Source organism: Gemella sp. 27098_8_155, assembly GCF_041433725.1.
Lineage (GTDB): Bacteria > Bacillota > Bacilli > Staphylococcales > Gemellaceae > Gemella > Gemella haemolysans_D.
On the sequence record NZ_JAPWCA010000015.1, the window covers coordinates 1 to 26,842 of the forward strand.

Annotated in this window: 24 protein-coding genes; 10 read left to right on the forward strand and 14 right to left on the reverse strand. The window is 31.3% G+C overall.

Going from position 1 to position 26,842, the window contains the following annotated elements; all coding sequences use genetic code 11:
• Positions 1 to 85: 85 nt before the first annotated feature.
• Positions 86 to 760 (forward strand): CHAP domain-containing protein, encoded by a 675-nt coding sequence (locus tag O5Y44_RS06750; RefSeq protein ID WP_271987407.1) that lies wholly within the window; start codon positions 86 to 88, stop codon positions 758 to 760.
• A 159-nt stretch (positions 761 to 919) separates the two neighbouring features.
• Here O5Y44_RS06750 and O5Y44_RS06755 read toward each other — a convergent pair whose 3' ends face one another.
• Positions 920 to 2,095, reverse strand: a complete 1,176-nt coding sequence (locus O5Y44_RS06755) for a LysM peptidoglycan-binding domain-containing protein (protein ID WP_271987406.1) — start codon at positions 2,093 to 2,095, stop codon at positions 920 to 922.
• Between the two features lie 339 nt (positions 2,096 to 2,434).
• On the opposite strand from O5Y44_RS06755, the gene O5Y44_RS06760 reads away from it, so the two are divergent.
• A complete protein-coding gene (locus O5Y44_RS06760; protein ID WP_271987405.1) occupies positions 2,435 to 3,163 on the forward strand; it encodes a cytochrome c biogenesis CcdA family protein in 729 nt (242 codons plus the stop codon).
• 29 nt (positions 3,164 to 3,192) lie between these two features.
• A complete protein-coding gene (locus tag O5Y44_RS06765) occupies positions 3,193 to 3,771 on the forward strand; it encodes a TlpA family protein disulfide reductase (protein WP_271965466.1) in 579 nt (192 codons plus the stop codon).
• A gap of 113 nt (positions 3,772 to 3,884) precedes the next feature.
• Here O5Y44_RS06765 and O5Y44_RS06770 read toward each other — a convergent pair whose 3' ends face one another.
• From O5Y44_RS06770 to manA, 4 genes are all read right to left on the reverse strand, one after another.
• On the reverse strand, positions 3,885 to 4,697 hold the full coding sequence (locus O5Y44_RS06770; protein WP_271987404.1) for an acetylxylan esterase: 813 nt from the start codon (positions 4,695 to 4,697) through the stop codon (positions 3,885 to 3,887).
• Between the two features lie 181 nt (positions 4,698 to 4,878).
• Positions 4,879 to 6,432, reverse strand: a complete 1,554-nt coding sequence (locus O5Y44_RS06775; protein ID WP_271987403.1) for a sodium:solute symporter family protein — start codon at positions 6,430 to 6,432, stop codon at positions 4,879 to 4,881.
• Positions 6,433 to 6,557: 125 nt separating this feature from the next.
• Positions 6,558 to 7,436, reverse strand: a complete 879-nt coding sequence (locus O5Y44_RS06780) for an N-acetylneuraminate lyase (protein WP_003147455.1) — start codon at positions 7,434 to 7,436, stop codon at positions 6,558 to 6,560.
• 464 nt (positions 7,437 to 7,900) lie between these two features.
• A complete protein-coding gene (gene manA, locus O5Y44_RS06785; protein ID WP_271987401.1) occupies positions 7,901 to 8,848 on the reverse strand; it encodes a mannose-6-phosphate isomerase, class I in 948 nt (315 codons plus the stop codon).
• Between the two features lie 197 nt (positions 8,849 to 9,045).
• On the opposite strand from manA, the gene O5Y44_RS06790 reads away from it, so the two are divergent.
• The 3 genes from O5Y44_RS06790 to O5Y44_RS06800 all read left to right on the forward strand — a co-directional run bounded on the left by O5Y44_RS06790 (position 9,046) and on the right by O5Y44_RS06800 (position 11,561).
• Positions 9,046 to 9,909 (forward strand): ROK family protein, encoded by an 864-nt coding sequence (locus O5Y44_RS06790; protein WP_271965461.1) that lies wholly within the window; start codon positions 9,046 to 9,048, stop codon positions 9,907 to 9,909.
• Positions 9,910 to 10,138: 229 nt separating this feature from the next.
• Complete coding sequence (locus O5Y44_RS06795; protein WP_271965460.1) at positions 10,139 to 10,843, forward strand: GntR family transcriptional regulator; 705 nt, start codon at positions 10,139 to 10,141, stop codon at positions 10,841 to 10,843.
• Between the two features lie 19 nt (positions 10,844 to 10,862).
• The gene (locus tag O5Y44_RS06800; protein WP_371465793.1) at positions 10,863 to 11,561 is read left to right on the forward strand and encodes an N-acetylmannosamine-6-phosphate 2-epimerase; all 699 of its coding nucleotides are present in this window, start codon (positions 10,863 to 10,865) and stop codon (positions 11,559 to 11,561) included.
• Positions 11,562 to 11,608: 47 nt separating this feature from the next.
• On the opposite strand, the gene O5Y44_RS06805 is transcribed toward O5Y44_RS06800, so the two are convergent.
• Positions 11,609 to 11,899, reverse strand: coding sequence for a PspC domain-containing protein (locus tag O5Y44_RS06805; RefSeq protein ID WP_271965458.1), 291 nt, complete (start codon positions 11,897 to 11,899; stop codon positions 11,609 to 11,611).
• Positions 11,900 to 12,343: 444 nt separating this feature from the next.
• Between O5Y44_RS06805 and O5Y44_RS06810 the strand changes: the two genes are divergently transcribed.
• Genes O5Y44_RS06810 through O5Y44_RS06820 form a run of 3 tightly spaced genes read left to right on the forward strand, consistent with a single transcriptional unit; the run spans position 12,344 to position 14,803 of the window.
• Positions 12,344 to 13,060, forward strand: coding sequence for an ABC transporter ATP-binding protein (locus tag O5Y44_RS06810; RefSeq protein ID WP_371465797.1), 717 nt, complete (start codon positions 12,344 to 12,346; stop codon positions 13,058 to 13,060).
• Position 13,061: 1 nt separating this feature from the next.
• Positions 13,062 to 14,144, forward strand: coding sequence for an ABC transporter permease (locus O5Y44_RS06815; RefSeq protein WP_371465799.1), 1,083 nt, complete (start codon positions 13,062 to 13,064; stop codon positions 14,142 to 14,144).
• 20 nt (positions 14,145 to 14,164) lie between these two features.
• Positions 14,165 to 14,803, forward strand: coding sequence for a TetR/AcrR family transcriptional regulator (locus tag O5Y44_RS06820; protein ID WP_371465801.1), 639 nt, complete (start codon positions 14,165 to 14,167; stop codon positions 14,801 to 14,803).
• 39 nt (positions 14,804 to 14,842) lie between these two features.
• On the opposite strand, the gene O5Y44_RS06825 is transcribed toward O5Y44_RS06820, so the two are convergent.
• The 5 genes from O5Y44_RS06825 to O5Y44_RS06845 form a co-directional block, all read right to left on the reverse strand.
• Complete coding sequence (locus O5Y44_RS06825) at positions 14,843 to 16,453, reverse strand: ABC transporter ATP-binding protein (protein WP_371465803.1); 1,611 nt, start codon at positions 16,451 to 16,453, stop codon at positions 14,843 to 14,845.
• Positions 16,453 to 18,174, reverse strand: coding sequence for an ABC transporter ATP-binding protein/permease (locus O5Y44_RS06830; protein WP_371465805.1), 1,722 nt, complete (start codon positions 18,172 to 18,174; stop codon positions 16,453 to 16,455). Before O5Y44_RS06830 ends, O5Y44_RS06825 begins: the two co-directional genes overlap by 1 nt.
• A gap of 433 nt (positions 18,175 to 18,607) precedes the next feature.
• Positions 18,608 to 19,024, reverse strand: coding sequence for a type II toxin-antitoxin system HicB family antitoxin (locus O5Y44_RS06835; RefSeq protein ID WP_271965450.1), 417 nt, complete (start codon positions 19,022 to 19,024; stop codon positions 18,608 to 18,610).
• A 36-nt stretch (positions 19,025 to 19,060) separates the two neighbouring features.
• Positions 19,061 to 19,252, reverse strand: coding sequence for a type II toxin-antitoxin system HicA family toxin (locus O5Y44_RS06840; protein ID WP_304096555.1), 192 nt, complete (start codon positions 19,250 to 19,252; stop codon positions 19,061 to 19,063).
• A gap of 208 nt (positions 19,253 to 19,460) precedes the next feature.
• Positions 19,461 to 21,032 carry an ATP-binding cassette domain-containing protein gene (locus O5Y44_RS06845; RefSeq protein ID WP_271965448.1) on the reverse strand — a complete coding sequence of 524 codons (1,572 nt, stop codon included), beginning with the start codon at positions 21,030 to 21,032 and terminating at the stop codon, positions 19,461 to 19,463.
• Positions 21,033 to 21,263: 231 nt separating this feature from the next.
• On the opposite strand from O5Y44_RS06845, the gene O5Y44_RS06850 reads away from it, so the two are divergent.
• Positions 21,264 to 22,139, forward strand: a complete 876-nt coding sequence (locus O5Y44_RS06850) for a helix-turn-helix domain-containing protein (RefSeq protein ID WP_271965447.1) — start codon at positions 21,264 to 21,266, stop codon at positions 22,137 to 22,139.
• Between the two features lie 67 nt (positions 22,140 to 22,206).
• On the opposite strand, the gene O5Y44_RS06855 is transcribed toward O5Y44_RS06850, so the two are convergent.
• The 3 genes from O5Y44_RS06855 to O5Y44_RS06865 form a co-directional block, all read right to left on the reverse strand.
• Positions 22,207 to 24,219 (reverse strand): ABC transporter permease, encoded by a 2,013-nt coding sequence (locus O5Y44_RS06855; RefSeq protein WP_271965446.1) that lies wholly within the window; start codon positions 24,217 to 24,219, stop codon positions 22,207 to 22,209.
• 1 nt (position 24,220) lies between these two features.
• Complete coding sequence (locus O5Y44_RS06860; RefSeq protein WP_003147441.1) at positions 24,221 to 24,973, reverse strand: ABC transporter ATP-binding protein; 753 nt, start codon at positions 24,971 to 24,973, stop codon at positions 24,221 to 24,223.
• Positions 24,974 to 25,189: 216 nt separating this feature from the next.
• Complete coding sequence (locus O5Y44_RS06865; RefSeq protein ID WP_271965445.1) at positions 25,190 to 26,797, reverse strand: ATP-binding cassette domain-containing protein; 1,608 nt, start codon at positions 26,795 to 26,797, stop codon at positions 25,190 to 25,192.
• Positions 26,798 to 26,842 lie beyond the last annotated feature (45 nt).

Consider the following 26,842-nt stretch of genomic DNA (forward strand, 5'->3'; position numbering starts at 1 on the left):
ATTTAAATGAACTTACTCGTATTATCGAAACAAAATTAAATCTAGATATTAATAACAAATAACACAAACAAGGGGAGTAAATATTATGACAAGTCAACAAACAATGGTAAATTGGGCTAAAGATAATGTATATAAATGGATTGACATGGATGGCATGTACGGAGCACAATGCGTCGATCTTACTATGGCCTACGTAAAAAACTTTGCAAACTTTCAAATATACGGCAACGCTATAGATTATCTAACTAACACTATACCTCCTAGTTGGAAAAGATATTATAAAGGGGATGCAGAAATAGCTCCTGGAGACATAGCAATCTGGCATTGGGGAGATTGGGATAAATATGGACATGTAGGAATAGTCATTGAGGTAAATGGTAGTACTATTACCTCTGTAGAACAAAATGTTGATGGTACTCCAGAACGTGGAGGTATCGCTCGTATCATGAGCCGTGATGATACTTATCTAGTTGGATTCATAAGACCTAGCTACGATTCTAGTGAAGAATGGACTAGAATCCCTGAAAATGGTTATTTCACCGTAGAAGTTCCTTCAATAAATGTTAGGGTTAAACCAAGTAAACTAGGGAAAATTGTTAATACATATTATAAGGGAGAACGAGTATACTATGATAGCTATGTAATAAAAGAAGGTTTTGTTTGGATTAGCTACATATCCTACTCAAAAGAGCGTCATTACTTAGCTACAGGAACTCATGATGGATCTAAAAGAACTAGTACCTGGGGAACTTTTGAATAATTATTTTTAAATTTATTTCTTACTTACAGATTTGAATAATTTAATCGGACTGATACTATCCATCGGTCCGATTTCTTAATGCATATATTTGAATAATCAGACTGTATAAAATAAAAAAGCGACTGGAAAATTCCAATCACTTTTCATTATATTTTCTAATTATTTAACGCGGATGTATACTGCTCCACCAGCTACGTTTGCAGAGTTAAGTACCGTTTGATTACCTAACCATCCACCGTGAACTGCTTGACCGTTACCAGCATAAACTGCGATGTGAGCCATTCCTAATCCACCATTTGCATAATAGATTAAATCTCCAGGTTGAGCTTGTGATGCTGGAACTACAGTCCCTAAACTCATGTATCCTATTGGCCAGTCGTGGAAGTTAATTCCTACTGCTTTAAGAGCGTTTGTTACTAGCATTGTACAGTCTTGATATCTACCTAATTGAGCTAATGCTGCTTGGTAAATTGCTGCTCCTTTGTTTGAAGAAGCCGCTTGAGTAGTTGCCGCTGCTGCTGGTGCTGCTGGTTTTGCTGCTACACTTGGTGCTGCTGTTGCTACTGTTGTTTCTTTCTTAACTTCTGCTTTTGGCGCTGCTGCTGGAGTTTCTTTCTTAACTTCTGCTTTTGGCGCTGCTGCTGGAGTTTCTTTTTTAACTTCTGCTTTTGGTGCCGCTGCTGGAGTTTCTTTTTTAACCTCTGCTTTTGGCGCTGCTGCTGGAGTTTCTTTTTTAACTTCTGTTTTTGGCGCTGCTGCTGGAGTTTCTTTTTTAACTTCTGCTTTTGGTGTAGCTACTGCTGTTACTGCTGGTTTAGCAGGTACAGTTTGAACTGGGTCTACTTTAGCTACTGTTTTTTCTGTAGTGTTTTCTACTACAGTTGCTTTAGCCACAGTGTTTTCAGCTTTAGCTACTGTTACTTCAGCTTTAGCTGCTGCGTTTTCACTTACTTTTAATACTGTTCCAACATAAATTAAGTTAGGATTGTCAATGTTGTTTAATTTAACAAGTTGATCTACTGAAACACCAAATCTATTAGAGATTTTTCCTAAAGTATCTCCTAATACTACTGTGTAGTAACCTTCTTCTTTAGCTTGAGCTACTTGAGCTACTGTTGTGTTGTAAGTTAATTTATCCCCAGGGAAAATTAATGAACTTGTTAAGTTGTTATCTTGCATAAGTTGATCAACAGTTGTTCCGTTGTTGATTGCGATATCCCAAAGAGTATCACCTTTTTTTACTGTATATGTATCTGCATCAGCGATTTGTGATAAACCAACACCTACTGTTGATACGATTGCCGTAGCGGCTACTAATTTTTGTAATTTACTCATCTATTCTAATCTCCTTAAAATTAAGTTCGAGTCAAGCGACTCATTTTCTACTAAGTTCTATTTAAATTTCTATTTTCTAATGTTTATGTCTAATTTCTAACGTCTAGATTTTCTTTCGAATCACTTCGATTGCTTTATAACTTCGACGTAATACCATTATATGTTGAATGTATCGTTTTTTCAATACTTGTAACAGTTTTGTAACAATAACGATAACTCTCTGTTACATTATATTATTATCGTAATATTAATTCTTTTATGAAGCAATTTAATTGCATTTGAAACGTTTTTATAATATAGTAAATCTGTAATTTTAAATTTTATTTTTAGGGAGGTTATATGACAGATTTTAATACAGCTAGTTCGGGCTTAAAGATGGGCCTTGTCTTTTTAGAAGGACTTTTATCTTTTCTTTCTCCTTGCGTAATACCTATATTGCCAATCTATATCGGTATTCTTGCCGGAAAAAAAGAAATGAATGAACACGGAGAACTAGTCTTTAATAAACGTAACACTATTACAAATACACTATCATTCGTTCTTGGTATTTGTTCAACTTTCTTCATCCTAGCTTTTGCAACTAGTTTTATCAGTATTTTCTTAAACGAAAACATTAAAACTTTACAAATTATTAGTGGTGTCTTAATTATTTTTATGGGACTATTACAACTAGGTGTCTTCAAAATAGGATTTTTAAAACAAGAATTTTCAATAAAAAATAAAGTTAAGAGAAAAGGAAATAAAACTACTCCTATTCTTGCTTTTCTAATGGGATTCACCTTTAGCTTTTCTTGGACTCCATGTATTGGACCAATCTTAGCTAGTGTTTTCTTATATGCATCTAGTCACACTGGAATAATGAGTGTTCTTCTAATTCTTGCTTATTGCTTAGGATTTATCTTACCATTCATCCTTGTAGCATTCTTCGCTTCAAAATTATTAGAACTATTCAAAAAACATACAAACATTCTAAAATACACACAAGTTATCTCAGGAATTATCCTTATTTTAATAGGTATTCTAATTCTAAGTGGATCATTTATCACTTTAACTAGATACTTTTCTTAAACTTGTAATTTGAATTGGAGGAAATTAATATGAAAAAATTGACAATACTTAGCGCAACTCTTCTTAGTAGTGCTCTTATTTTAAGTGCATGCTCAAGCTCTTCTGAAAAGAAAGAAGAGACAAATAAACAAACTTCTACATCTTCATCTAGTGAAACTAAAGCTACTCAAGCTTTTGATTTTACAGCAATGGATAAAGATGGAAAAACTGTAAAACTTAGTGATTTTAAAGGTAAAAAAGTCTATATTAACATGTGGGCAAGCTGGTGTGGACCTTGTATGAGAGAAATCCCAGAATTAGAAAAAGTTTATCAAAAATATAAAGATAATAAAGATATCGTCTTTCTATCAATGACTTCTCCTAATGATGCAGAATTTAAAAACCAAAGTCCTCAGGATAAAAGTAAAGATGTAATTCTTAAAAAAGCAAAAGAACTTGGTGCAACTTATCCTGTTCTTTTCGATGTTAACGACCGCTTCATCATAAACTACGCAATTCGTTCATTCCCTACTCACATTTTAATCAATAGTGATGGTACATTTGAAACTAGAATTGCTGGGGGCGTTACTGAAGAATCACTAACTAAAGAAATAGAAAAACTTAAATAATATAAATATCCGAATCTATTACGTTACAAACTATCTCAAGCCTAACCCTTGCGATTGTGTAACTATTAGATTCGGATTTTATTTTATATGTAGATCCATTATTAATTCATATCCTAGTTTATCATCCACCCTTCAATTAGTTTCTCATGAATATTTAAATCTTCATACTCAAAAACTGTAACTTTCTTTCGTTTAAATAAACTAGCTAACTTTTTATGAATAACAATATTTCGCTCATCATCTAAACTCGAATAACCAAAATAAATCTCCGCTTCAACATCCTCTGCATAATTTAACACATCAATTTTTTCTAACATCTCTAATAAGTAGTCCTCTTTTTCAGGATAATTACGATTATATTCTCGAATACCATCATAAACTCCTACATCAAGATTATTATCAAAAATAAATTTGAAATCTGTATTTTGCACATTAGAAATAAATAAATTTTGGACTTTTTTACCAACGGCAGCTGTGACAATACCGATAGCAGCCCCCTGACCTTTAGCAACAATCGTCACTTGCAAATCCGGAAACTCCCTCTTAAAAACATTCACTAAATCTATCCCATCTTGATAAGCATAATTATAATATAAATCATCCTCACTATTATTATTTAAAAATGGGAAATATATTGAAGCTGATTGCTTATTTTCACTTCTTCCTCTATCTCCCCTCACATGAAGCGAGCCACAACTATAACCTAAAACACAATATTTCATAAGATTTACCTCGCTACTCGGCACTTCCTCATAATCTGGAATTTCTAATATTATCCCTTTATTATTAGCTTTTTTCATAACAAGTTCGGTATGAATTTTTGAATTATCTATGGCATCAAATTCAATCGACAATAATTGCATCTCTGCATAATCTTTTAAAATACTAACCTTATAATTTAATTCTCGTTCTCTCTCTAATTTCATTCTCTCACCTTCCTGGCCCTATATTTCAATACAATTATACCTCAATAAAGTTTAGAAAAACAATATCCTAACTCACTATCTCAAGATTCCAATAAACCATCATAAAAAGAATAATCCTCGACTTTTATATCGAGGATTGTTCTTCGTAAGTTTGTTATATTATATTTAAGGTCTTTACTTATTATTTTGCTTCTTTTACGTATTCTTGATCTTTAGTATGAATAGTAAGTCCAGTGATATTTTTTGTAGATTTAAAGAAGAAACTACAGATATATCCGAATACTAATGCACTTAAGAATGAGAATCCTGAGAAGATAAATGGACTTTGTTTAGCATAAGTTGTATAGTCTTGGATATACCAACATACAACACCTGCTACTAATAATCCTAATAGTGCTCCTGCTCCGTTTGCACGTTTAGTAAAGATACCAAGTGCGAATGTACCAGCTAAAGGCACTCCTAGAAGTCCGATATATTTAAGGAATAAATCCCAAGTTTCTTTTTGGTTAGTGTTAACAAAGTATAATGCTGCAATTGTTCCAAGTACACCTGCTACAATAATGATAACACGAGCTAATAGAACGTCTTGTTTAGCATCTTTACTTAGTCCGAAGAAACGTTGTTTAATATCAACTGTGATACAAGCAGAAATTGAGTTTAAACTTGATGCGATAGTTGATTGAGCAGCTGCTAAGATAGCTGCGATAACTAATCCAGCGATACCAGCTGGTAATGCTGTTAAGATGAAGTAAGGTACTAAAGCTGTTGTGTTAGCTGCTTTACCTACTACTTCAGCGTTCATGAAGTCTGGTAATTTAGTTACAGCGTGGCTACCTTTGTAGAAGCTGTAAAGAACTGTTCCCATTCCATAGAAAATTGGAATAGAGATGAATGCTAATAATCCATTAGTCCAAAGTGATTTATTAGTTTCTTTAACTGATTCAGTAGTACTATAACGTTGAACTACGTCTTGAGAAGCTGTATATTGTTGTAAACTGTTAAATACTGATCCAATGAAGATGATTGGAATAGTAGATGCAGTTAATGACCAATTAAATTTCTCAGCAGTTACAATTTTACCATTTGCTAAAGCATCTTGAGTAATTTGTCCAAATCCACCTACGTGGTATGCTCCTAAGATGATTACTAAAACAGCTCCTCCAAGTAAAATGATACCTTGGATAACGTCTGTCCAGATAACTCCTTCTACCCCTCCTAAGAATGAGTAAACTACACAAAGTAATCCGATAACCGCACACACTAAGAATGGGTTAAGTGTCGATACTGATGTAATAGCAACTGTTGGTAAGTAAATAACGATAGCTACACGTCCAATATGGAATAGTGAGAATAACACACTTCCTACTACACGCACACTAGGATTAAAACGTTCTTCTAAATATTCATAGGCTGTCGTTACATTTAATTTTCTAAAGAATGGAACATAGTAGTGAATTAATATCGGAATAATCGCGATAATTGAAAAATTCCCTGCTGCATATGTCCAGTCACCGTTAAATGCTTTTTCCGGTGTCGCCATAAATGTAATGGCTGATAATGTTGTTGCATAAATTGAGAATCCTACTGCCCAAGATGGAATATTACCACCAGCTTTAAAGAATTCGTCCGTGCTTTCACCTGCTTTTTTAGTGAAATATACCCCTATACCTAGCATAGCTATTAGATAAACTGCTAAAACTATACTATTCAGTGTACCAAATCCTATTTTGTCCATGGTACTCTCCTCCTAATTTTTATTTACTTCTTATTTTGGGAGCGACCCAAAAAATCGTAATTTCAGAGAAATCGATTTTTCAAGTCAGTCCCTTATCCCTAATATACCCCTTATTTTTTTAAAAATTATAGGTTATAATCTTTAACTAATTTTTCAACTTCAGCTAATTTAGCTGGATCAAATGATTTCATAGGTTTTTTACAAGTTCCTGCATCGATTCCTTTAACTTTAAGAATTTCTTTAAGTGTTTGGTATAATCCTAATTCAAGAACTTTTTCAATTACGTCGTTTGCTTCATGTTGAAGTTCATAAGCTTCTGCAACTTTACCTTCTTTAGCAAGTCTGAAGATTTCTTGGCTTCTTTGTCCGTTAACATTGTATGTAGAACCAATAGCTCCATCTACTCCAGTAATAGCAGCTTGAACTAACATTTCATCAAATCCAGACCAAATAAGTTTGTTAGGGAAACGTTTTCTGAATCTTTCTAATTGATAGAAGTCTGCTGCAGTGTATTTAACACCGATAACTTTTTCATCTTCTAGTAATTCAGCAAATTGATCTAAACTAATTTTAACCCCTGTTAAGAATGGAATGTAGTAAAGAATCATGCTGTTATCTGTTGCATCGATGATTGTTTTATAGTAGTGTTTAATTTCGTTGAATGATAGAGGGTAGTAGAATGGAGTAACTGCTGATAATGAGTCATATCCTAATTCTGTAGCATATTTAGCTAATTCTACCGCTTCATTTAAATCTAAAGATCCAACTTGAGCTATAAGTTTAACTCTGTCACCAACTACTTCTTTTACAAATTTAAAAATTTGTTTCTTTTGAGCAGTGTTTAATAAGAAGTTCTCCCCACTACTTCCGTTAACATATAGACCATCAATTTTACTTACATTGATGTTATGTTCGATAACTTGTCTTAGCCCCTCTTCTTTAACCTCACCATTTTCGTCAAATGGAATAAGTAAAGCTGAATAAAGTCCTTTTAAATCTTTCATTGTTATAACCTCCGTTATTTGTTTTTATTATTTTAATTTTTGCATTTATTTAACACATTAAATTTTAACACACTTATATTGTAAAACGTTTTCTATCGTTTGTCAATAGAAAAAATTAAAATTATAATATTTTTTGAAACCCTTTTACCTATTAACCTTTAGGCTGTATACAATATAATTCAATCATTGTTACTGTTGAGTTGTTTTATACATTATTTATCTAGTATTTGTCTAGTCTTCCACCATCTATTTAATACATTAAACTTTTAAATACAAAAAAGGAGCTACTCAAAAATCATAATTTCAAAGAAATCGATTTATCGAGTCACTCCCGCTAAGTTTATTAGATATTAAAACTTTCTTTAAATATCAGTAAATTCCTGCGTCTATGCGCTCTTATATAATTTTTTTTAGGACTTTTGGATCAGTCACTTTAATTTAAGATTCATATTCTTTAGAACATTCTATCTATCATAGCTTCCGATTAGGAACATATTTCCTTCTAATGTATATGAAGAACAAGCTGTTGTTAGAATAAAGCTATCTCCTATTTTTACATCATAGCTAGTTCCATCAATTACTACTCTACCTTTACCTTCAAGAACTGTGAATAAATTCCCCGTAGTAGTTTTTTCTAGAGTAACCTGACCTTTAACATCTATCTTATAAACAGAAAAATACTTCTCATCTGCTAAATATGTTATAGTAGCTCCTTCTAATTTCTCTTCTTTAGGATTTGTCGTAGCTTTTTCGAAAGGAACTTTGGTTACATCTTTTGTTTTTTCTATATGCAGTTCACGAGCATTTCCCTCTTTATCAACACGATCATAATCGTAAACTCTATATGTTGTATCAGAGTTCTGTTGCACTTCATAAATTAAAATTCCTTCTCCAATCGCATGAAGAGTCCCCGCTGGAATATAGAAGAAATCCCCTGCTTTTACACTTTCCTCAATAAATAATTCATTCCATTGTTCCGTATCTATCTTACTATCAAACTCTTCTTTTGTTTTAGCAGTATGTCCATATACTAATTTCGCACCTTCTTTAGCATCTAACACATACCAACATTCAGTCTTACCTAGCTCTCCATTCTCATTTACTCGCGCATAGTCATCTTCAGGATGCACTTGAACCGACAAATTATCACTAGCATCTAAGATCTTAATCAATAATGGAAACTTATCATAAATTTTTTCTGTAAATAACGTAGGCTTTTTCTCGTAAGCCTCTTTTAGTGTCAATCCTGCTAGCTGTCCATTTATTATTTTTGAACTTCCATTATCATGAGCTGCAATCACCCATGCTTCTCCAATATTTCCTTGTGGAATAGAAAAATTAAAACTTTCTAAATTGCGTCCTCCCCATATTCTTTCACAAAATACAGGCTCTAAAAATATAATTTTATCCATTTTCTTCTCCTTATATTATATAACTACGATTTAATTATACACCAAGTAGACTACTTTATATAGCAGATGCCTTATATTTTTTTCAATAACTTATTTTCAAAAAACCGTTTTTATGGTAATATATCGTTGTAAAGAAATTTAAAAAAATTAACAAAAATCAAAGATTGATATGTCTTTATTTAGAAAGTAGGTATAATATGTATTTAGGAATTGATATTGGTGGGACAAGTATAAAATTTGCTGTGTTTGATGACAACTACAAAATCATTCACTACGAAACTTGCAAAACACCTGACAACGTAACTGTAAAAATTACTGATGAGATGTTCAGAATAGCAAGCAAAATCCGTGAAACTTACAACTTCTCTGCAGCAGGAATTTCTGCAGCAGGAGTTATCGATAATGTACACATGGAAGTAATCCGTGCCGCTCCAACTATTAAAAACTACCTTGGAACTAACTTCAAACGTGACTTTGGAGATAGACTAGGTATTCCAGTATATGCTGACAACGACGTTAACTGTGCTTTACTTGGTGAACAATGGCTTGGTGGAGCTAAAGGGCTAGATGAAGTATTCTGTATGGCTTTAGGAACTGGAATCGGTGGTGCTTACTACTTAAACAGCCTTCCTTTCGGGTCTAACTTCGGTGTAGGGGAAATCGGACAATCTGTTTATGATTTCGATACTAAAACTACATACGAACAACGTGCTTCTACTATCGCATTAGATAGAAAAATTAAAGCTGAGATGTACGAAGGCCTAAGCGTTATCGAATTCTTCGATCTTTGTAAACGCGAAGATACTAGCGCATTAAAAGTGCTAGACGAATGGTTATTTGAACTTGCTCGTGGTATTGTTAACTTACTATGTATCTTAGATCCAAAATACATCGTAATCGGTGGTGCCGTATCTGCTCAAGGTGATTACTTATTAAACAAACTTGAAGCTAAAGTACGTGAACTACACCCAATCGAAAATAACCAAACTAAATTCCTAGCAGCTGAATTAGGAAACGATGCAGCTCTATACGGAGCTATCAGCCCATTTGTAGAAAAATAAAATATTAAAACTTATCCCCTCTTTACCTAAAAAGTAAGGAGGGGCTTTGTTTCTTTCATCAATATCTCCCTAGTTCTAATACTCCAACTTATGCAACCGTTTAAATTTTTTCTAATATTATTAAGATTTTTCTTTACAAAGTTCACGATAAGTGATAATATAAATTTAAGTTAACACATTAAATTTTAATAAGTCTATTTTTATATTAATTGATCAAGGAGGAGTCAACTTGAAAAAATACGAAAAGATTATAAATGACATCATTTTAAAAATACAAACTGGTATTTTTAAAGAAGGTGAACAACTCTATACAGAAAAAGAAATAAAAGAAATATATAATGTTAGTAGTACTACTGCCGTGCGTGTACTAAATGAACTAGAGTCTGCCGGGTATATTTTTAGAGTTCAAGGTAAAGGAAGTTTCGTAAATAAAACATTAGTTAACAAAAAAGTTTTAGTTACAGAAAACAACAACTTCCACAAGCACTTTAAAGAATCAGTATCTGAACACTCTGAAGTTATCGAAGCTGAGATTATTCAAGATAAAGAACTTTGTTCTAAATTAAAATTAAAAAATCAAAAACTTCTAAAAGTAGCTCGTATAAAATATATCGGTAATATCGCATGGGCTCACCAAACTAACTATATTCCAATAAAATATTTACCTGACGTTAATATTAATGATATAGATAGTTTCAAAGAGCTGGCTACTATGATTAGAAAAAAATATCGTATAGATATTCACCAAGAAAAATCTAAAAAAATTATGAATGTTATAGTTGATACTCCTGAAGAAATTGCCAAATTTATCGCAAAAGACGGTGAACCATGTTTTGAATTTGATAGGTACACTTACTTCGGTGATGGTAAAATTTTCGAATATGTAAAAATATATATAAATTATAAATACTACAGCTTAACCATTAAAGATTAAGCTCTGATTGGAGTTAACTATGGATAAAAAAGAAAAAATCTTAAACCAAATAAAAGGTGGAATCATCGTTTCTTGTCAAGCATTACCTGGAGAACCACTTTATATTGAAGAAGGTGGAATCATGAAACTTATGGCACTAGCTGCTAAAGAAGCTGGAGCCGTTGGTATCCGTGCACAAGGTGTTACTGATATAGTTCAAATTAAGGAAACAGTAGACTTACCTGTTATCGGAATTATCAAACAAAGTTACGAAGGAATGTCTCAATTCATCACAGCAACTATGAAAGAAGTAGACGCCCTTGTAGAAACAGGTTGTGAAATCATTGCCCTAGACTGTACTTTACGCCCTCGTTTTGATGGAACAACAATTAATGATTTTGTTGCAGAAATCAAAGCTAAATATCCTGACATTATTTTAATGGCAGATATCGCTACTTTCGAAGAAGGTGTAAATGCAGAAAAAATAGGTATTGATTTCGTAGGAACTACCTTAAGTGGTTACACAGAAAATACAAAAGATAGACCAAATGAAGTAGACTTAGATCTTATCAAAAAATTATCTGAAACTATTTCTGTTCCAATCATAGCTGAAGGACGCATCCACTACCCTGAGAATGCTAAAGCAGCATATAATGCAGGAGCTTTTAGTGTAGTAGTAGGTGGAGCTATTACTCGTCCAAAAGAAATAGCAGCTAGATTTATCGATGCAGTGAAATAAACAAAAAGTTCTAATTGACAGTTGATCAATTAGAACTTTTCTTTATATTACTTTTCCCAAGCACGTCCATCGATGTAGCTTGATTTTCTATAATTTTCTTTCATCGGTTTTGCCGGCATTATTATCGATAACAGTATATATATCAATATCGGGCTACCGAATGAGAAAATACTCGCTAATAAGAATAGTACTCGTAAAAAACTAGCACTTATTCCAAATCTTTTACTTAAACCACTGCATACCCCAGAGACTAAAGCTCCTTCGTATGATTTATAAATTTTTTTATCTTCTAAAAAATTAAGAAATTTATTCCAAATTTTATTTAATCCATCTATCATAATAAATTCCTCCTGACTTTATTGTTGATATTTTATTATTCTGACTTTATAAATATTATATCACATTCCTATGATATATATTAACTATTGTACTCAGGTCACTTTAAACTAAGTTTATATTACTAAGAAAATATCTCAAAAGTAATATTAACAGCGAAATATTTATCTAATTGTTTCCCATCCCCCTTTTTCAAATTTTTCAAATTTCCTTCTTGACAAGTGAGTAGTTACTTACTATAATATTAACTACAAAGTGAGTGTTTACTCACTAGAGATTTGAAATCTATTTACAATGGGATATTTCTTAACACCTACCTTGAACTATGCTTTAATAATCGCAGTCCTAAAACATCAGGTGAAGTAATATCTCCCAAATAATCTTATCTATATTTTTTTTAATCACAGAGTGAGTGTTTACTCACTTCGGAAAGGAAGATAATTCTTATGAAAAAACTAATACAAATTACTTCATTATCAAAAAGATTCGGCGATCAAACAGTCCTTGATAACATTGATTTCAACCTAGAAAAAGGTGAAATTGTCGGTCTTATCGGTCCTTCAGGAGCTGGAAAATCAACATTAATAAAAACAATGCTTGGTATGGAAAAAGCGGATAAAGGTGAAGCCCTTGTTCTAGATAACAAAATGCCAAAAAGAGAAATTCTTTCTAATATTGGATATATGGCACAAAGCGATGCCCTTTATGAGATGCTTACCGGCTACGAAAATTTAGAGTTCTTTGGAAGAATGAAAGGTGTTCCTTCAAAACAACTAAAAGAAGAAATAGCTTATGTATCAAAAATAGTCGACCTAACCGATCACTTGAAAAAATCAGTATCGAATTATTCAGGAGGTATGAAACGAAGACTTTCACTCGCTATTGCGCTAATCGGTAGCCCCAAGTTACTTATACTCGATGAACCTACAGTCGGTATAGACCCTAGCCTTCGTCGTAACATTTGGAAAGAATTGTTCAAGCAGAGGGATAACGGTGTTGGAATCCTTGTGACGACTCACGTAATGGACGAAGCAGAACTTACCGATAAAGTAGGACTTCTTCTTCGTGGAGATATTATAGACTTCGACACACCAAAAAATCTAAAAGAAAAAAATAATGTTACTACTATCGAAGAAGTATTCTTAAAAGTGGAGGAAAAATAACATGAGAATTTTAACTATTTCAAAAAGAGTATTTAAAGAATTTTTTAGAGATAAAAGAACTTTAGCTATGATGTTCGTCGCTCCAATTTTTATAATGTGGTTGATCAGCATAGTCTTTTCAGCAAACACAAATTCTGAAATTACTATTGCTTCTGTAAACACTCCTCAAAGTGTGGTTTCCGTAATGAAAGATATTGACAACGTTCATCTAGAAGAATATCAATCAAAAGAAGCTGCTGAAGAGAAATTAAAAAATAACGAGATAGATACTGTAATTTCTTACGATAACAATACCTACACGGTGACTCATGCTAACATAGACACTACAAAAACTATACAAGCCCAACAAATTTTAAAAAATTCTATAAAAACATCAGAAGTAAAAAATTTAATAGACGTTGTAAAAAAAGTAAATCCTAAATTAGGTGAAAATAAACAAGAACCTGAAATTAAGGAATATTATAACTATAGTAATGCAGATTCAACATTTTTCAATAAAGTTGCACCTACTTTAATTGCTTATATCATATTCTTCTACGTGTTTCTAATTTCTGGTATGGCGCTATTAAAGGAACGTACTAGCGCCACTCTAGACAGACTTTTAGCAACTCCAGTAAAAAGAAGTGAAATCGTACTAGGCTATGTATTATCTTATAGCTCATTAGCCATAATTCAAACTATTATCGTCACTTTATCATCTGTATATTTACTAAATATTGAAGTTGCTGGAAATCCATTTTATGTTATAATAATTAATGTATTATTAGCAATGGTTGCCTTAACACTAGGTTTACTAATCTCGACGGTTGCAAAATCAGAATTTCAAATGATGCAGTTCATTCCAGTAATAGTTATTCCACAAATGTTCTTTTCAGGAATTGTATCTGTTGAAAGTATGGGAAAAATAGCTGTCTATATTAGTAAAATCTTACCTGTTACCTACGCTAGTGACGGTTTAAGCAAAATAATTTTAGAAGGTAAAAATCTTCTTTCGATTAAAAATGATATAGTTGTTCTACTTGCACTTTGCATCCTTCTAATAATTCTTAATATTCTGGGCTTAAAACGATATAGAAAAGTTTAAAAAAACAATAGGAGACTCTTATGACTGAAAATATCTTAAAATCTTACTTTAGCATATCTCATGACGAAACCTTCCCACCTGGTAAGAAAAAAACAATAGAAGCTGCGATTAAATTATTCGCAAAACAAGGATACCACGGGACATCTACGCTTCAAATTGCTAAAGAAGCAGGCGTTAGTCAAGCAACAGTATTCAAATACTTTAAAACTAAAGAAGATTTATTGCATTCAATAATAGTCCCTGTTATTCCTAAATTATTTTTAAATTTTCTAAAAAGAACTCAAAATACTAAATCTCTTGAAGAATTAATCAGTTATGCTGTAGAAGATCGCATGGTTTTCCTAAAAGAAAATAAGGATATTGTAAAAATAATCTACTCAGAAATATTAACAAATGAAAATTTTAAAGCACAACTTATTGACTCTTTAAAAATAACATTTGAAAAAATAGATTTCAAAGCTATATTACAAACATATAAAGAAAATAATCCTGAAGTTAACGAAAACTTATCGACAGCCGAGATAATACGTTCATTCTCAGGACCTATCACTACGTACTCAGTCCAAAGATTTATTCTTTTTGAGAATATTCCATGCCCTACCGAGGAGCATGATCTACAATTTACTAAACAACAAATCTATAGAAATTTAACAAAATAGCAAAAAGGAACTTGGAAATTTCCAAGTTCCTTTTTCTTTCTATTCACCTAATCTAATTACCTTATCACATATTGATAATGTTGATTTATTGTGTGAAATTATTATTGTTATCTTGTCTTTTTTACTTTCTTCTAAAGCTTTTAGCACTTCGATTTCACTGAAGATATCGATATTTGCTGTTGCTTCGTCAAGAATCAGAAGTTTACTATCATTGTAGAATGAACGTGCTACTGATAAACGTTGTTTTTGCCCTGAACTTATGTTCGAACTTCTCTCACCAACGATCTCATTTTCACGACGTTTCAAGTTATCCACAAAACCTCTTAGATTTGTTTTTCTTAATGATGCATCCAACTCTTCTTTATCTAAATCTTTTTCGAAGAATGTGATATTATCTTTAATTTTTGCATTGAATAAGTAACTATCTTGTAAAATTATCGAGCTATTTTCTCTAAAGTAACGATTATCTATGTCTCTAAGCTCAACGCCATCAATAGTAATATTACCTTCCATATTTTCATCTGAGATGAATTTCATAATAAGTTTCGCTATTGTAGATTTACCGCATCCACTAGGTCCACTTAATCCGATAATTTCGCCTTTTTTCACTTCGAAGCTTAGATTATCCACTACAGTATTATCAGCGTATCGATATGTTAAATTATCAACTTTAAGTTCATTAAAATCAACAACTACACCACTATTTTTCGCTTCTTCTGGCGTATTCATAAGCTCTAAAAATCTCTTTCCACTAGCCATCGTCTGACTTAATGTTGAAGCAAGATTCCCCATGTATAAAATAGGAATAAACGATACGATAAACATTGCAACTAATGAAACAGTTACGAACTGACTATCAAGTGAGGATGCCACGTAGATAAATGCCAACACCCCGATATTGTAAGTTACAACATTTAGAGTATTTAAATCTACTAAGAATTTGTTTTTAAGATATGAACTTCTTGTCAGTTCTTCAGTTTCCAAATCGATATTACGTTTTGCTTCATCAATTTTTCCATATTGTAATGTTTCAAAAATTCCATAAGCTTCTTCTGATGAATTGTTGTTTACTTGAGTCAGTTTACGACGATAATTTTCACCAACATCTTGCCCCACATTTCTAAAACTTAACGGATATACAAGTCCAATTACGATATAAATTATTAACGCTACTAATGCTAGTTTCACGCTAAAGAATAGTAAGAAGATACTAACTACTAAACTTTGCACGATATAAATCATGAATGGTGTTATCGTGTGCGCGTAGAAAACTTCTAATAATTCAATATCAGTCGTAATCATCGTCATATAATCACCTGAAGTGTTTTTTGTAAAACTATCGACAGATATACGTTTGAATTTCTCTAAAACTTTAACACGTAAGGCATGTAGTACTTTGAACGCTACATAGTGATTTAAAAGTTGCTCAGTATAACTAAATAGCCCTTTTAATACAGCTAAAGCGAAAATCACGATAAATAAAATCGCAGCTATTGTCGTTATTTTCGTTAAAAAGAATAACGAGATGAAGTAGGTAAATACAACAAGCGTTAGGTGCCCTAAGCTCCCGAATAGAGTCGCTCTAAGTAATGGACGTTTAAACTCTTGAGCAATAGCTAAAAGTTGTTTTAATTCTCTTAATGATGTCATTACTCTACCTCCTTAGCTAAAAATTTTGATTTCAGTTGTTGTTGATCTGTGAATAATTTTCTGTACAGAGAATTTTCTTCAATCAGTTCATCATGTGTTCCTTCTTCGATAATTTTCTTATCTTTTAGAACATAGATATTATCTGAATTTGTTATCGTCTCTAAATCATGAGAAATAACGATGATAATTTTTCCTTCTTTTATTGAATCGAAGGCATTAAGCACGATTTCTTTACTGTAATCATCAATATTCGATACAGCTTCATCAAGTATATACAAGTAAGAATCTTTTAGTATTGCTTTTGCTGCAAGTAGTCTTTGTTTCTGACCACCTGAAAGGTTCGCAGCCCCTATCGCAAGTTCATAATCTAGACCACCGTGTTCTTCCACGAAATCTCTAAGGTTAACTTTTTCTAATGCGTTGTACATTTCTTCTTCAGTTATATTTTTACGAACACTTAAATGCTCTCTTACAGTACCTTTAACTAGATAACTATCATTAGTAATAAGTGTCGTAATTTTAGCCATCTCTCTAGTTGGAATACTATCGATATTGAAGTTGTCGTATTTTATACTTCCGCTATAGTTAGAATTTAAACCTAAGATTAGTTTGATAATAGTAGACTTACCACTTCCACTTTCTCCTACTAATGCTGTTTTCGTACCAGGCTTAAATATCATATTAATATTTTCTAAAGTCGTCTCCTCTCCATAAGAGAAGCTAACGTTGTTCAGAACAATATTTTTCCCTGCTTCCACCTCAATAGTTTCATCTTTTTCTTGTTCCGGATGATCAAGAAGTTTATAGATATTATCTAACTCAACATTCCCTTTCATCGAAATATGGAATAAGCCACCTAAAGCGCGCAACGGTTTGAAGCATTCTAAAGAAGCTACGATTACAAAAACAATAAGTTTCTGATCTTTCACCGCAAAAATAGCAATAATCGATAAAACAAAAATAGAAATATAAGTAATAGCGTCCATCACATTAATAGAATTAAGTTGGTGACGAAGTAACGCCATCGTTGATTTTCTATATTTTGTACTACGAGTATCAACATCACTCGCTACGTTATCTTCTTTACCATAAATTTTTGCCGTTGTGAAACCTGATAATCTATCATAGAATACCTCTGATAAACTTAAGAAATCGCTGAAATTCTTTTTATTAGCTTTTTTCGATTTCTTAATAATAATCATAATAGACACAGGAATAAGCGGATATAATAATAACATCGCTATAAATAGTAAGATGTGAATCTTCCCATAAATCACAAACGAGCTAAGTACTATAAATAATGTCGCAAACATCTGCGGTACAAACTTATTGAAATAAAACTCAATATTTACAATCGATGAAGAATTCATCACAAGAAGACTACCAGTATTTACCGCTTCTGTGTAATTTAGTGAAAGTTTTTCTACTTTGTTGTAAATCTCTTTCCTTAATGTATTTCTAACCTGTTTAGAAATTTTGTGACTGAAGTAATTATCCCCTGTTGTAGCTGCGTAATAAACTACTAAACCTACTACCGTTTTTAGAATAAATCCTAATACAGCACCGCTTCTACTCTCTTCACCCAGTGAATAAAATAGAAAATCTACGAAATTGTAGATAAAAAATAGCGAGCACCAAAAGGCAACAAGTTTAAGAATCGCTACGAGATATACTTCTTTTTTGATATTAAAGAGAGCCATCGCTCTACCATCTATCTTCATAATATCTCCTTATTTAATTTCAAATTTAGATTCATTTACATAAAATGAGTAAAAATATAATATCGGATTTAGGTTATTTTTTATAAAAATCCTACATTCACTCTTTTTATGAAAAAGGCTCTAGCTACCTTTATTGATATTTATTATCAATTACTATTATACTATATAGCTAAATTAAAAGATAGCTTTTAAGTTTATTGTTACGAAAATGTTCAAAAATACAAAGAATGTTCGGGAAACGAGGTTTCAGGTTCATTCCTAGATACTTATAATTTTCACCTTATTGTTCTTTGTAAGAGGACAAACGTTGGAAAGTCTTTTTCTGGGTTGTCTTTCTTGAATGGACACTTCCCTGGTGCTTTTATCGTTGTGTGTCCATTAGAAAAAGACAACAACTCAGCTTTATTATTTTTCTGAATTGCTGTCTTTATATTTACATACTAAATTCTTCTTTTAACGCTTCTTGTAATAATTGGCTTACGTTTATATTATTTCTTTTTGCTAACTCATTTAAATAACTTGGTATCGATACATTTCTTCTTACTGTTTTTACTTCTGATTTTCTTGCATATTCTAGCATATCAACACCAACTAAACTTACAAAACTAGCCTCTTTTATTGAGAACTCATCCTCTTCAATTTCTAAATCTTTTATATCTCTTGCTATCGGAAACTCTTTTCCATCAATATAATACTCATACAACCAAGCACCTAAATAATCACTAGCCATAAAAAATGCATCTTTTAAATTTTCTCCTTCAGTAGCACCAAAATCTAAATCAGGAAAAACCACTGTATATCCGTCATTCTCTATATTTTTATAAAATACAGCAGGATAGACTACATTCATAATAATACCTCCTATTATTAAAATAAGGAGCGGGAACTATTTCAATCCCGCCTGTTTCAAAATCCTATGTTCTAGACCTTTTCCTAAAGCACGATTATGAAACGGAACTTGTGTTACCCTACCAGTCTTGGGATTCCTAAACTTTCTATGCGAACCATCACCACTTTTTACATAAATGAAGCCATTCGCTTCTAAAAGCTTAATCATCTCTTTAGATGTCATTGGCATTGTATTGTCCTCCTTATCTTTATTATACACATTTATACACATTAATTCAAGAGGAAGGTGCTGCCCTATTTTTGTTCTTACATTTTCTATATTTATAAGAATAAAAATCCATAGCTACACAATAAAAAAGAAGGTTCAGGGAAGACTCAACAAAATCTTGTTTCTTAAGAAATCACGATTTTTGAGTCACTCCCACCCTCTTTTTCATCTAGCTACCTAATATTATTACTTTATCTGCTAAGTTTTCGATTTTTTCACTATTTCTATGAGTTATCATAATGACTGTAGATTCTTTATCTTTTAATATTATTTCCTCAATATCATCTGCCAACTTACTATCTAAATTAGCTGTACCTTCATCAATTATGAATACATCTTTTTTATGATATAAACTTCTCGCTAATCCTAATCTCTGCAGCTGTCCACCTGATAAAGCTAAGTTTTTATTGTCTAGTATTGTATTTTCTTTTTCTTCTAAATTATCAATAACATCAACTAACTTACAATTTTCCAGAACTTCTCTAAACAACTTGTCGTTATATTCTTTGTTTAAAATAATATTATCCTTGATCGATAAATTTAACAATTGCACTTTTTGATTCATCGTAGAAATTGCCGATTTAATATCAAATTGTTTTAATTCTCTATTATCCCATTCTACACTTCCTTCATAGTTCTTCAAATCACCATTTAAAATATTTATCAATGTTGATTTTCCACTACCACTTTTTCCTTTTATTAAATACTTCTTGTTTTTCTCAAAAGTTAAATTAGGAAATTCTACCGTTTTATCTGGATAGTTATATTTAACATTAGAAACTACAATCGCCTTATCTAATTTTTCTACTCTCGGTAAACTTTTCTCTTCTTTAAGTTCTGGGTACTTATTCAGTAACTCATTTGCAGAAGCGAAATTCGGATATAGTTCGATTACTTTTGTCAATCCTCCAAAGAATTCCCCTGTATAACCTGATATCGCAAATATCATCGCAAATTCAATATACCCTTTATATGCGAAATATCCCGCTATGAAAATCAATGCGATTTGGTTACCTGCATTTAATGTCACATTCAATCCTTGTAAAGTCATAATAGATTTTTTTCTATTAACTTTAGCATTTTTTATATTTTTTGAACCTACATTTACAATTCTATCTAATAAATTCAACGCAGAAAAGTTGTTTAGCATTTCTGAACTAGCCAGCGCATTCTCTAAATCCTTATTGAAATCTTCTGTAGCTTTTGAAATGTCTTTTGTCGTTGTTTTTATCGCCTTGTTGAAATACTTAGGTAGAACCATCATTAATAAAGACAATGCAAGTGAGATAATAAATAACGTAATATTCACCTTAAGTAATACAATTGTTGAGATAACAACTAAAGATATACTGTAAATCGCAAATAAACAATTAGCCGCATATTGCTCAAACTGCTGGATATCAGTAGTATTTAAAGCTATACATTCTGCTCCATTATTATGTTTTTCGTTATAGACTAACTTTTTCTTGAAATCCGCAATTGCTGTTTTTCTAAGCCTTGTAGAAAAATTTTGAATCAATTTTTCAACGTATATCGCTCTGAAATAACCCAACGTATTTAAAACAACATATATCAACATAACTGCAATAGTCGCCGACACCATAAATCTTAAATTTTTATCTACCGTCGCTTGGATAATCAAACTAAATCCATAAGACGTCGCAACCTGTGTTGCTGCGCATAATACTGTAATAATAAATACTAGTATGCTATATTTTTGTTTAAATAATAACTTAAACATGATCTTCACCCCTAATACTATAGTTTAAAGCCTTTTTTTCATTCTGACTCTAAAAGTATATTTATTATATAAATTTTATCAGAGATAACAAAGATAGTCAACACTATATTTATATATTTTTAACACTATTGTGTTTTAATTATACTTATATATTTCTAGTTTATTGATTTACAAGTAGATTTATAGTATTATTATAGTAATATTTGATTAATTCTTAGGAGCGGATAAACTTTGAAACTTAAATTAGCTGACTTAATAAAAACCAAACGAAAATCACTAAATATGTCTCAAAAAAAATTAGCTGAAGGTATTTGTACTCAAACTATTATCAGTAGGTTAGAAAAAGGAGAAGTCACTCCTTCTATAGATATATTTTTCAAAATCATAAAAAAATTAAATATTCCAACTAGTGAAATAGAAGCATTATTTGATATCGATACTAAAGAATATCAACCTTCTAACTTCAAAGTTAATGAACTTATGGAATTACTTTATAAACGAGATTATAAGACACTAGATTTTGTTTTATCTTCCATTGATAAAAACACTCTTGATTCAGAAAATATTTTATATTTTGAATGGTTTCAAGCTATCACAACATATCATATAAATAATCAGCTGGAGCTTGCGATTAAAAATCTAAAGACATTGATAGCAAAAGTAGAAGTTGGTTGTATTTTATATTGTGATATATGTAATACTTTGGGGAATTTTTATTCAGAAAAAGAATTATTTGAAGATGCTCTTCTTTGGTATAAAAAAGTTTTACCATATATAAAAATTATTCAAAATACAAGTTCTGAACAACCATTCTATTATTCTATTGCGCGTATCTATGGAATCTTAACTAAATTTAACGATGCAACGTATTGGAACTCTATCGCTATTACTAAAGCTCTAGAAAATAAATCTTTTTATCTTCTAGGAGATAATTATTATTTACAAGCACGATTATTTGAAGAGCAAAAACTTATTGAAGATGCTATTAACTCTTGTAACAAAGCTATTAGTATATTCTCATTAGAAAATAATGAAACTATGAGATCTTTAACATTATCTTATCTTTCATATCTAAAAGAGAAAAATAGTAAAGAACCTCAACAATAATTCTCTTATTTTGGTGATATGTCTTAAAACAAAAAACTCCAGATTTTTCCTCTGGAGTTTTTTTCGTCTATTCTTTTATAATTCTATAGTAAATTTTTGATGTTATTGCATAAACTATTAGATAGAAGATTGCGAATACTACGATTGTCACAGCAAGCGCCTGTAAGAATATGCTATTATCTGTTATTAAGAATAATCTTAAAATTTTCTCGATAAATGGATATGCTACTATAGTGTGTAATGTCGCTATAATTAGCGGTGAGAAGAAGATTAACAGTACTTGTGATCTTATTGATTGTTTAATCTGTTTATCTGTAATACCTACTTTTCTCATGATTTCAAAGTTTCCTTTATCTTCATATCCTTCTGAGATTTGTTTGTAGTACATGATTACCACTTGGCTTATTACGAAGATAAAGCTTATGAACACCCCGATGAATAGGAATGATGCGAATACTCCTCTGAATGTAAGTTTATTTTCTTCTTTACCTTCTATTTCTATACCACTTTGTTTTTCTAGTTTTTTAAAGCTTTCGATTACCTTAGCTTCTTTAGTTGTATCTTTGATATTGAAGGCAACGTAGTTTTGAAGTGTAGGAGTACCTGTTTGTATACTAATCCCTCTTTTTTCTAACTCTTTACTACTTAACTCTGTTAGTTTTGTAGCTAATTTAGTTATTTCTTTCTCATCTTTAACAACAGCATAATATGTATCCATAATATTTGCGGTATCCGAACCTATTGTTCCCGGAAACTCAGATAATTTTTCTTTAATTTTATAATCACTACCATTTAGAGAAATACTATTATGATTGTAGTTTCCTTTTTTGTCGATATGTAATAAAATTTCATTACTTTCTAATGTTTTATTTTTATTAGCGAACTTATTATAATCTTTTAATTGTAAAACAACTATCATTTTAACATTACTTAAGTCTACACCTACATTTGATTCAAAATTAAATTTATCTTCAACTAATCTTCCTACCATAGGTAATGAATTATATGATACTAGATCTTGTACTTCAGTTCCCGCTTCTTTAGCTGATAATTTTGCATTATTTTCGATTTCTTTTAGTTTTTCATTAGTAGAATTATAGCCTGCGACCATTAATTGTCTTGGGAATCTTTCATTATAAGATTTTTCCATACCTGCATATAATGCCGATGTTGATCCCATAGTTACAAGAACCATAGTAGATAATATACAGATATTCGCTAATCCTACTGCGTTTCTCTTCATTCTGTATAATAAACCAGAAACGCTGATGAAGTTTTTAGGTTTATAGTAGAAGTTTTTATTATTTTTCATAATTTTTAGTACTGTGATACTAACTGCCATAAATACTAGATACGTACCTATAATTACCGCAACTACAGCATAAAAGAATACTAATAATGCTTTTACAGGATTTTGTACCGTTTGTGCTGTGTAATATCCATAACCGATTAATGCTAACCCGATTATCGCTAGAATCCATCTAGATTTCGGTTCTTTTTCACCTTTATTCTCATCTTTTAATAAGGCTACAATTCTAAGTCTAGCAATTTTTATAACAGTATAAAGTAATAATAAGAAGAATATTCCTCCGAATAATAATACTGAGAATACTACAGCTATCGGCGTAATACTAAAGCCGAAAGTAACCGTTGCTGAGAATAATTTTAATAGTACTAACAGCATAAGTTTATCAAAAATTATTCCTAATCCAATTCCTAACACTATTGTAGTTACAGCGATAAATATTGTTTCTAACACTAGAATTTTCGCTATTTGTTTTTTCGTCATACCTAAAACAGAATACAATCCAAATTCTTTTACCCTACGTTTTACTAAAAAACTATAAGTGTAAAATAAGAATATTGTAGAAAAAATCGCTATTACAATTATTCCCAAACTTAATACCTGTTTTGTCGCATCAATTCCATTAGGAAGTTTGTTTAAATTATCCCCAAAAGCTAGAGATGAAAGTATGTAAAACGACATTATTGTAAAAATTGTTGATAACACATAAGGTACTATAAATCTTTTGTTTTTTACAAGGTTGTTTAAAGCAAATTTGCTATAAAAGAAGCTCATCTTACTCACCTGCCTGCATTAAAGTTAACGTATCATTAATTTTTTGGAACATCTCACTCGTAGTCGCATTTCCTTTTCTAAGTTCATGGAAGACTACCCCGTCTTTAATAAATAATACACGTTTAGCACGAGCTGCTGTTTTCACAGAGTGCGTAACCATAATTATTGTTTGTCCTGCATTATTAAGTTTTTCAAAAACTTCTAACAGTTGATCTGTTGATTTTGAATCTAGCGCTCCTGTCGGTTCATCCGCCAAAATCAGAGCCGGGTTCGTAATAATCGCACGAGCTACCGCTACCCTTTGACGTTGACCACCAGATACTTCATATGGAAACTTGTTGATTAATTTATCAATTCCTAAAGGTTTAGTTACTTTCTCTAATCTTTTTTCCATATCTTTATATTTTTTATTAGCCAGTACTAACGGTAATAAGATATTATCTTTTATAGAAAAATTATCAAGTAGATTGAAATCTTGGAAGACAAATCCTAGATTGTCACGTCGGAAATTCGCTAAGTCTTTATCTTTCAACTTGCTTAAATCTAAATTGTTTAAATTCACATTTCCTGATGTTGCCTTATCGAATGTTGCGATAATATTTAGTAAAGTAGTCTTACCGCTTCCACTCTCACCCATAATCGCTACATATTCACCATTATCTACTGCGAAATTTACATTTTTTAATGCTTCTGTACTTTGAGTACTTAATCTTGTCGTATAAACTTTTCTTACATTGTTGACTTCTAATAACATTTTTATCACTCCTGAATTCTTTTTATCTTATCTTCCTAGTTCGAACTTTTCTACAACTTCCTCGTTGTTTATATTTATATTCTACCTTACTTTTCTTACAGATTCTATCGATTTTCCTTACAAAAAAGCTCCCAACCTTACACTTTTGTAAGATTGGGATATTTATTACTTTTTATTTGATTTCAAAGGAGTGGTTCTACTTTATTTCCTGGGAAATTATAATCGTAATACATCTGTGAATCTTTGTTCTGAGTTGCTATCTAGTCTGTGCGTTATTAGAATTACCGTTAATTCTGGGTTAGTTAATAGAAGTTCTTCTATTTTCTCTGCATTATCCTTATCTAAATTAGAAGTTATCTCATCTAACAACACTACTTTTTTCTCCCTAATAATTCCACGAGCTAAGGCTATTCTTTGTTTTTGACCACCTGATAAATTCTTACCACCTTCTACAAGTTCAGTATCTAAGCCGTCCTCAAGACTTGTCAGAAACTCTCCTAGTCCTACACTTTCCAACACATCTTTAACTTTTTCATCAGCATAATCATCACCTAGCGTTATATTAAATCTTAGACTTTCTGTGAAAATATACGGTTCTTGCGGAATATATAGCATCTTATCATACAGGCTATGCTTATTAAGAACATCTAGTTCTTCTCCGTTAAATTTAATTGCACCTTCGTAATTTTCTATTCTTCCAGTCAATAATTTTAACAATGTAGATTTTCCACTACCACTTTCTCCGACAATAGCGTATTTACCATATTTATTAAATGCATACGTGATGTTTTTTAATACACTTTTCTCTTCATATTTATAAGAAACATCCTCTAATACTATAGTTTCAATTTCTTCATTTAATGATTTTTTGCTAGTATCTTGGTCATTAATTACCTTAGCCTCCTCTTTGAATTTCTCGAATTTCTCAAAGATCGGCACTACGATATTTAACTCTACCGTAATATTCATAATATTTCCTACTGAATTAAAAATCGTAGATGTTAGTGACTCTACGGTTAAAATAGAACCAAAGCCTACAATATTTTTTAGAGCCAGTATTCCTGTTAGTAATACTACACCAACTTGCCCTACTAAATTTCCTAAACCACCTAGAACTCCGGCTAATCCGACACTTTTTCTTAGAGACACAGATTCTTTTAATACTTCATTAGAAGAGTTTACTACGATTTTTTTCAGAATTCCTAGTTTATTGAAAGATAATAAACTATCGAATCCCTGTAAGTAATTTGTATTTTTACTTATTAAGTTTTCTAACGAGCCTGAGTATCTCTGAGCTTTATTCTGAATAGATTTTTGAGCAAGAGCTGGTAAAACTAATGTAAGAACACTCATTACTATAGAGAAAACGATAATCGACCAGTGGAATGCAAGCAGTCCGACTATAGCTAAAAGCGTCTCTATTATCGCTGTAATACTTTGATAAAAATTACCAAATCCTTTTTCCTCGACAATCATCAAATCATTACTAAGCCATGATATGTAATCTCCGCTATTTTTCTTATTAAAATTAGCATAGTTATTTTTAGAAATTGCATCAACGACATCATATCGAATGTCGGTTATCATTTTTTGTACTACATAGTTTTCATATGGAATTTTTATATAAAGAGAAACTAAATATAATAAAAACACTATACCTGCATAGGCTATATTATAGAAAAAGCCATCGGTATTCGACTTAATTAATTCGTTAAATCCATCCCCTATAAAATACGCAGCGACAACCTTACATGCTCCTCCAAAAATAATTAGTAAAAGCAACAAACTATTTTCTAAATATCTTTTCTTTAAATACTGCTTCATCTTTTCCCTCCTTATACCTTACTAATATTCTATCAAATATACCTA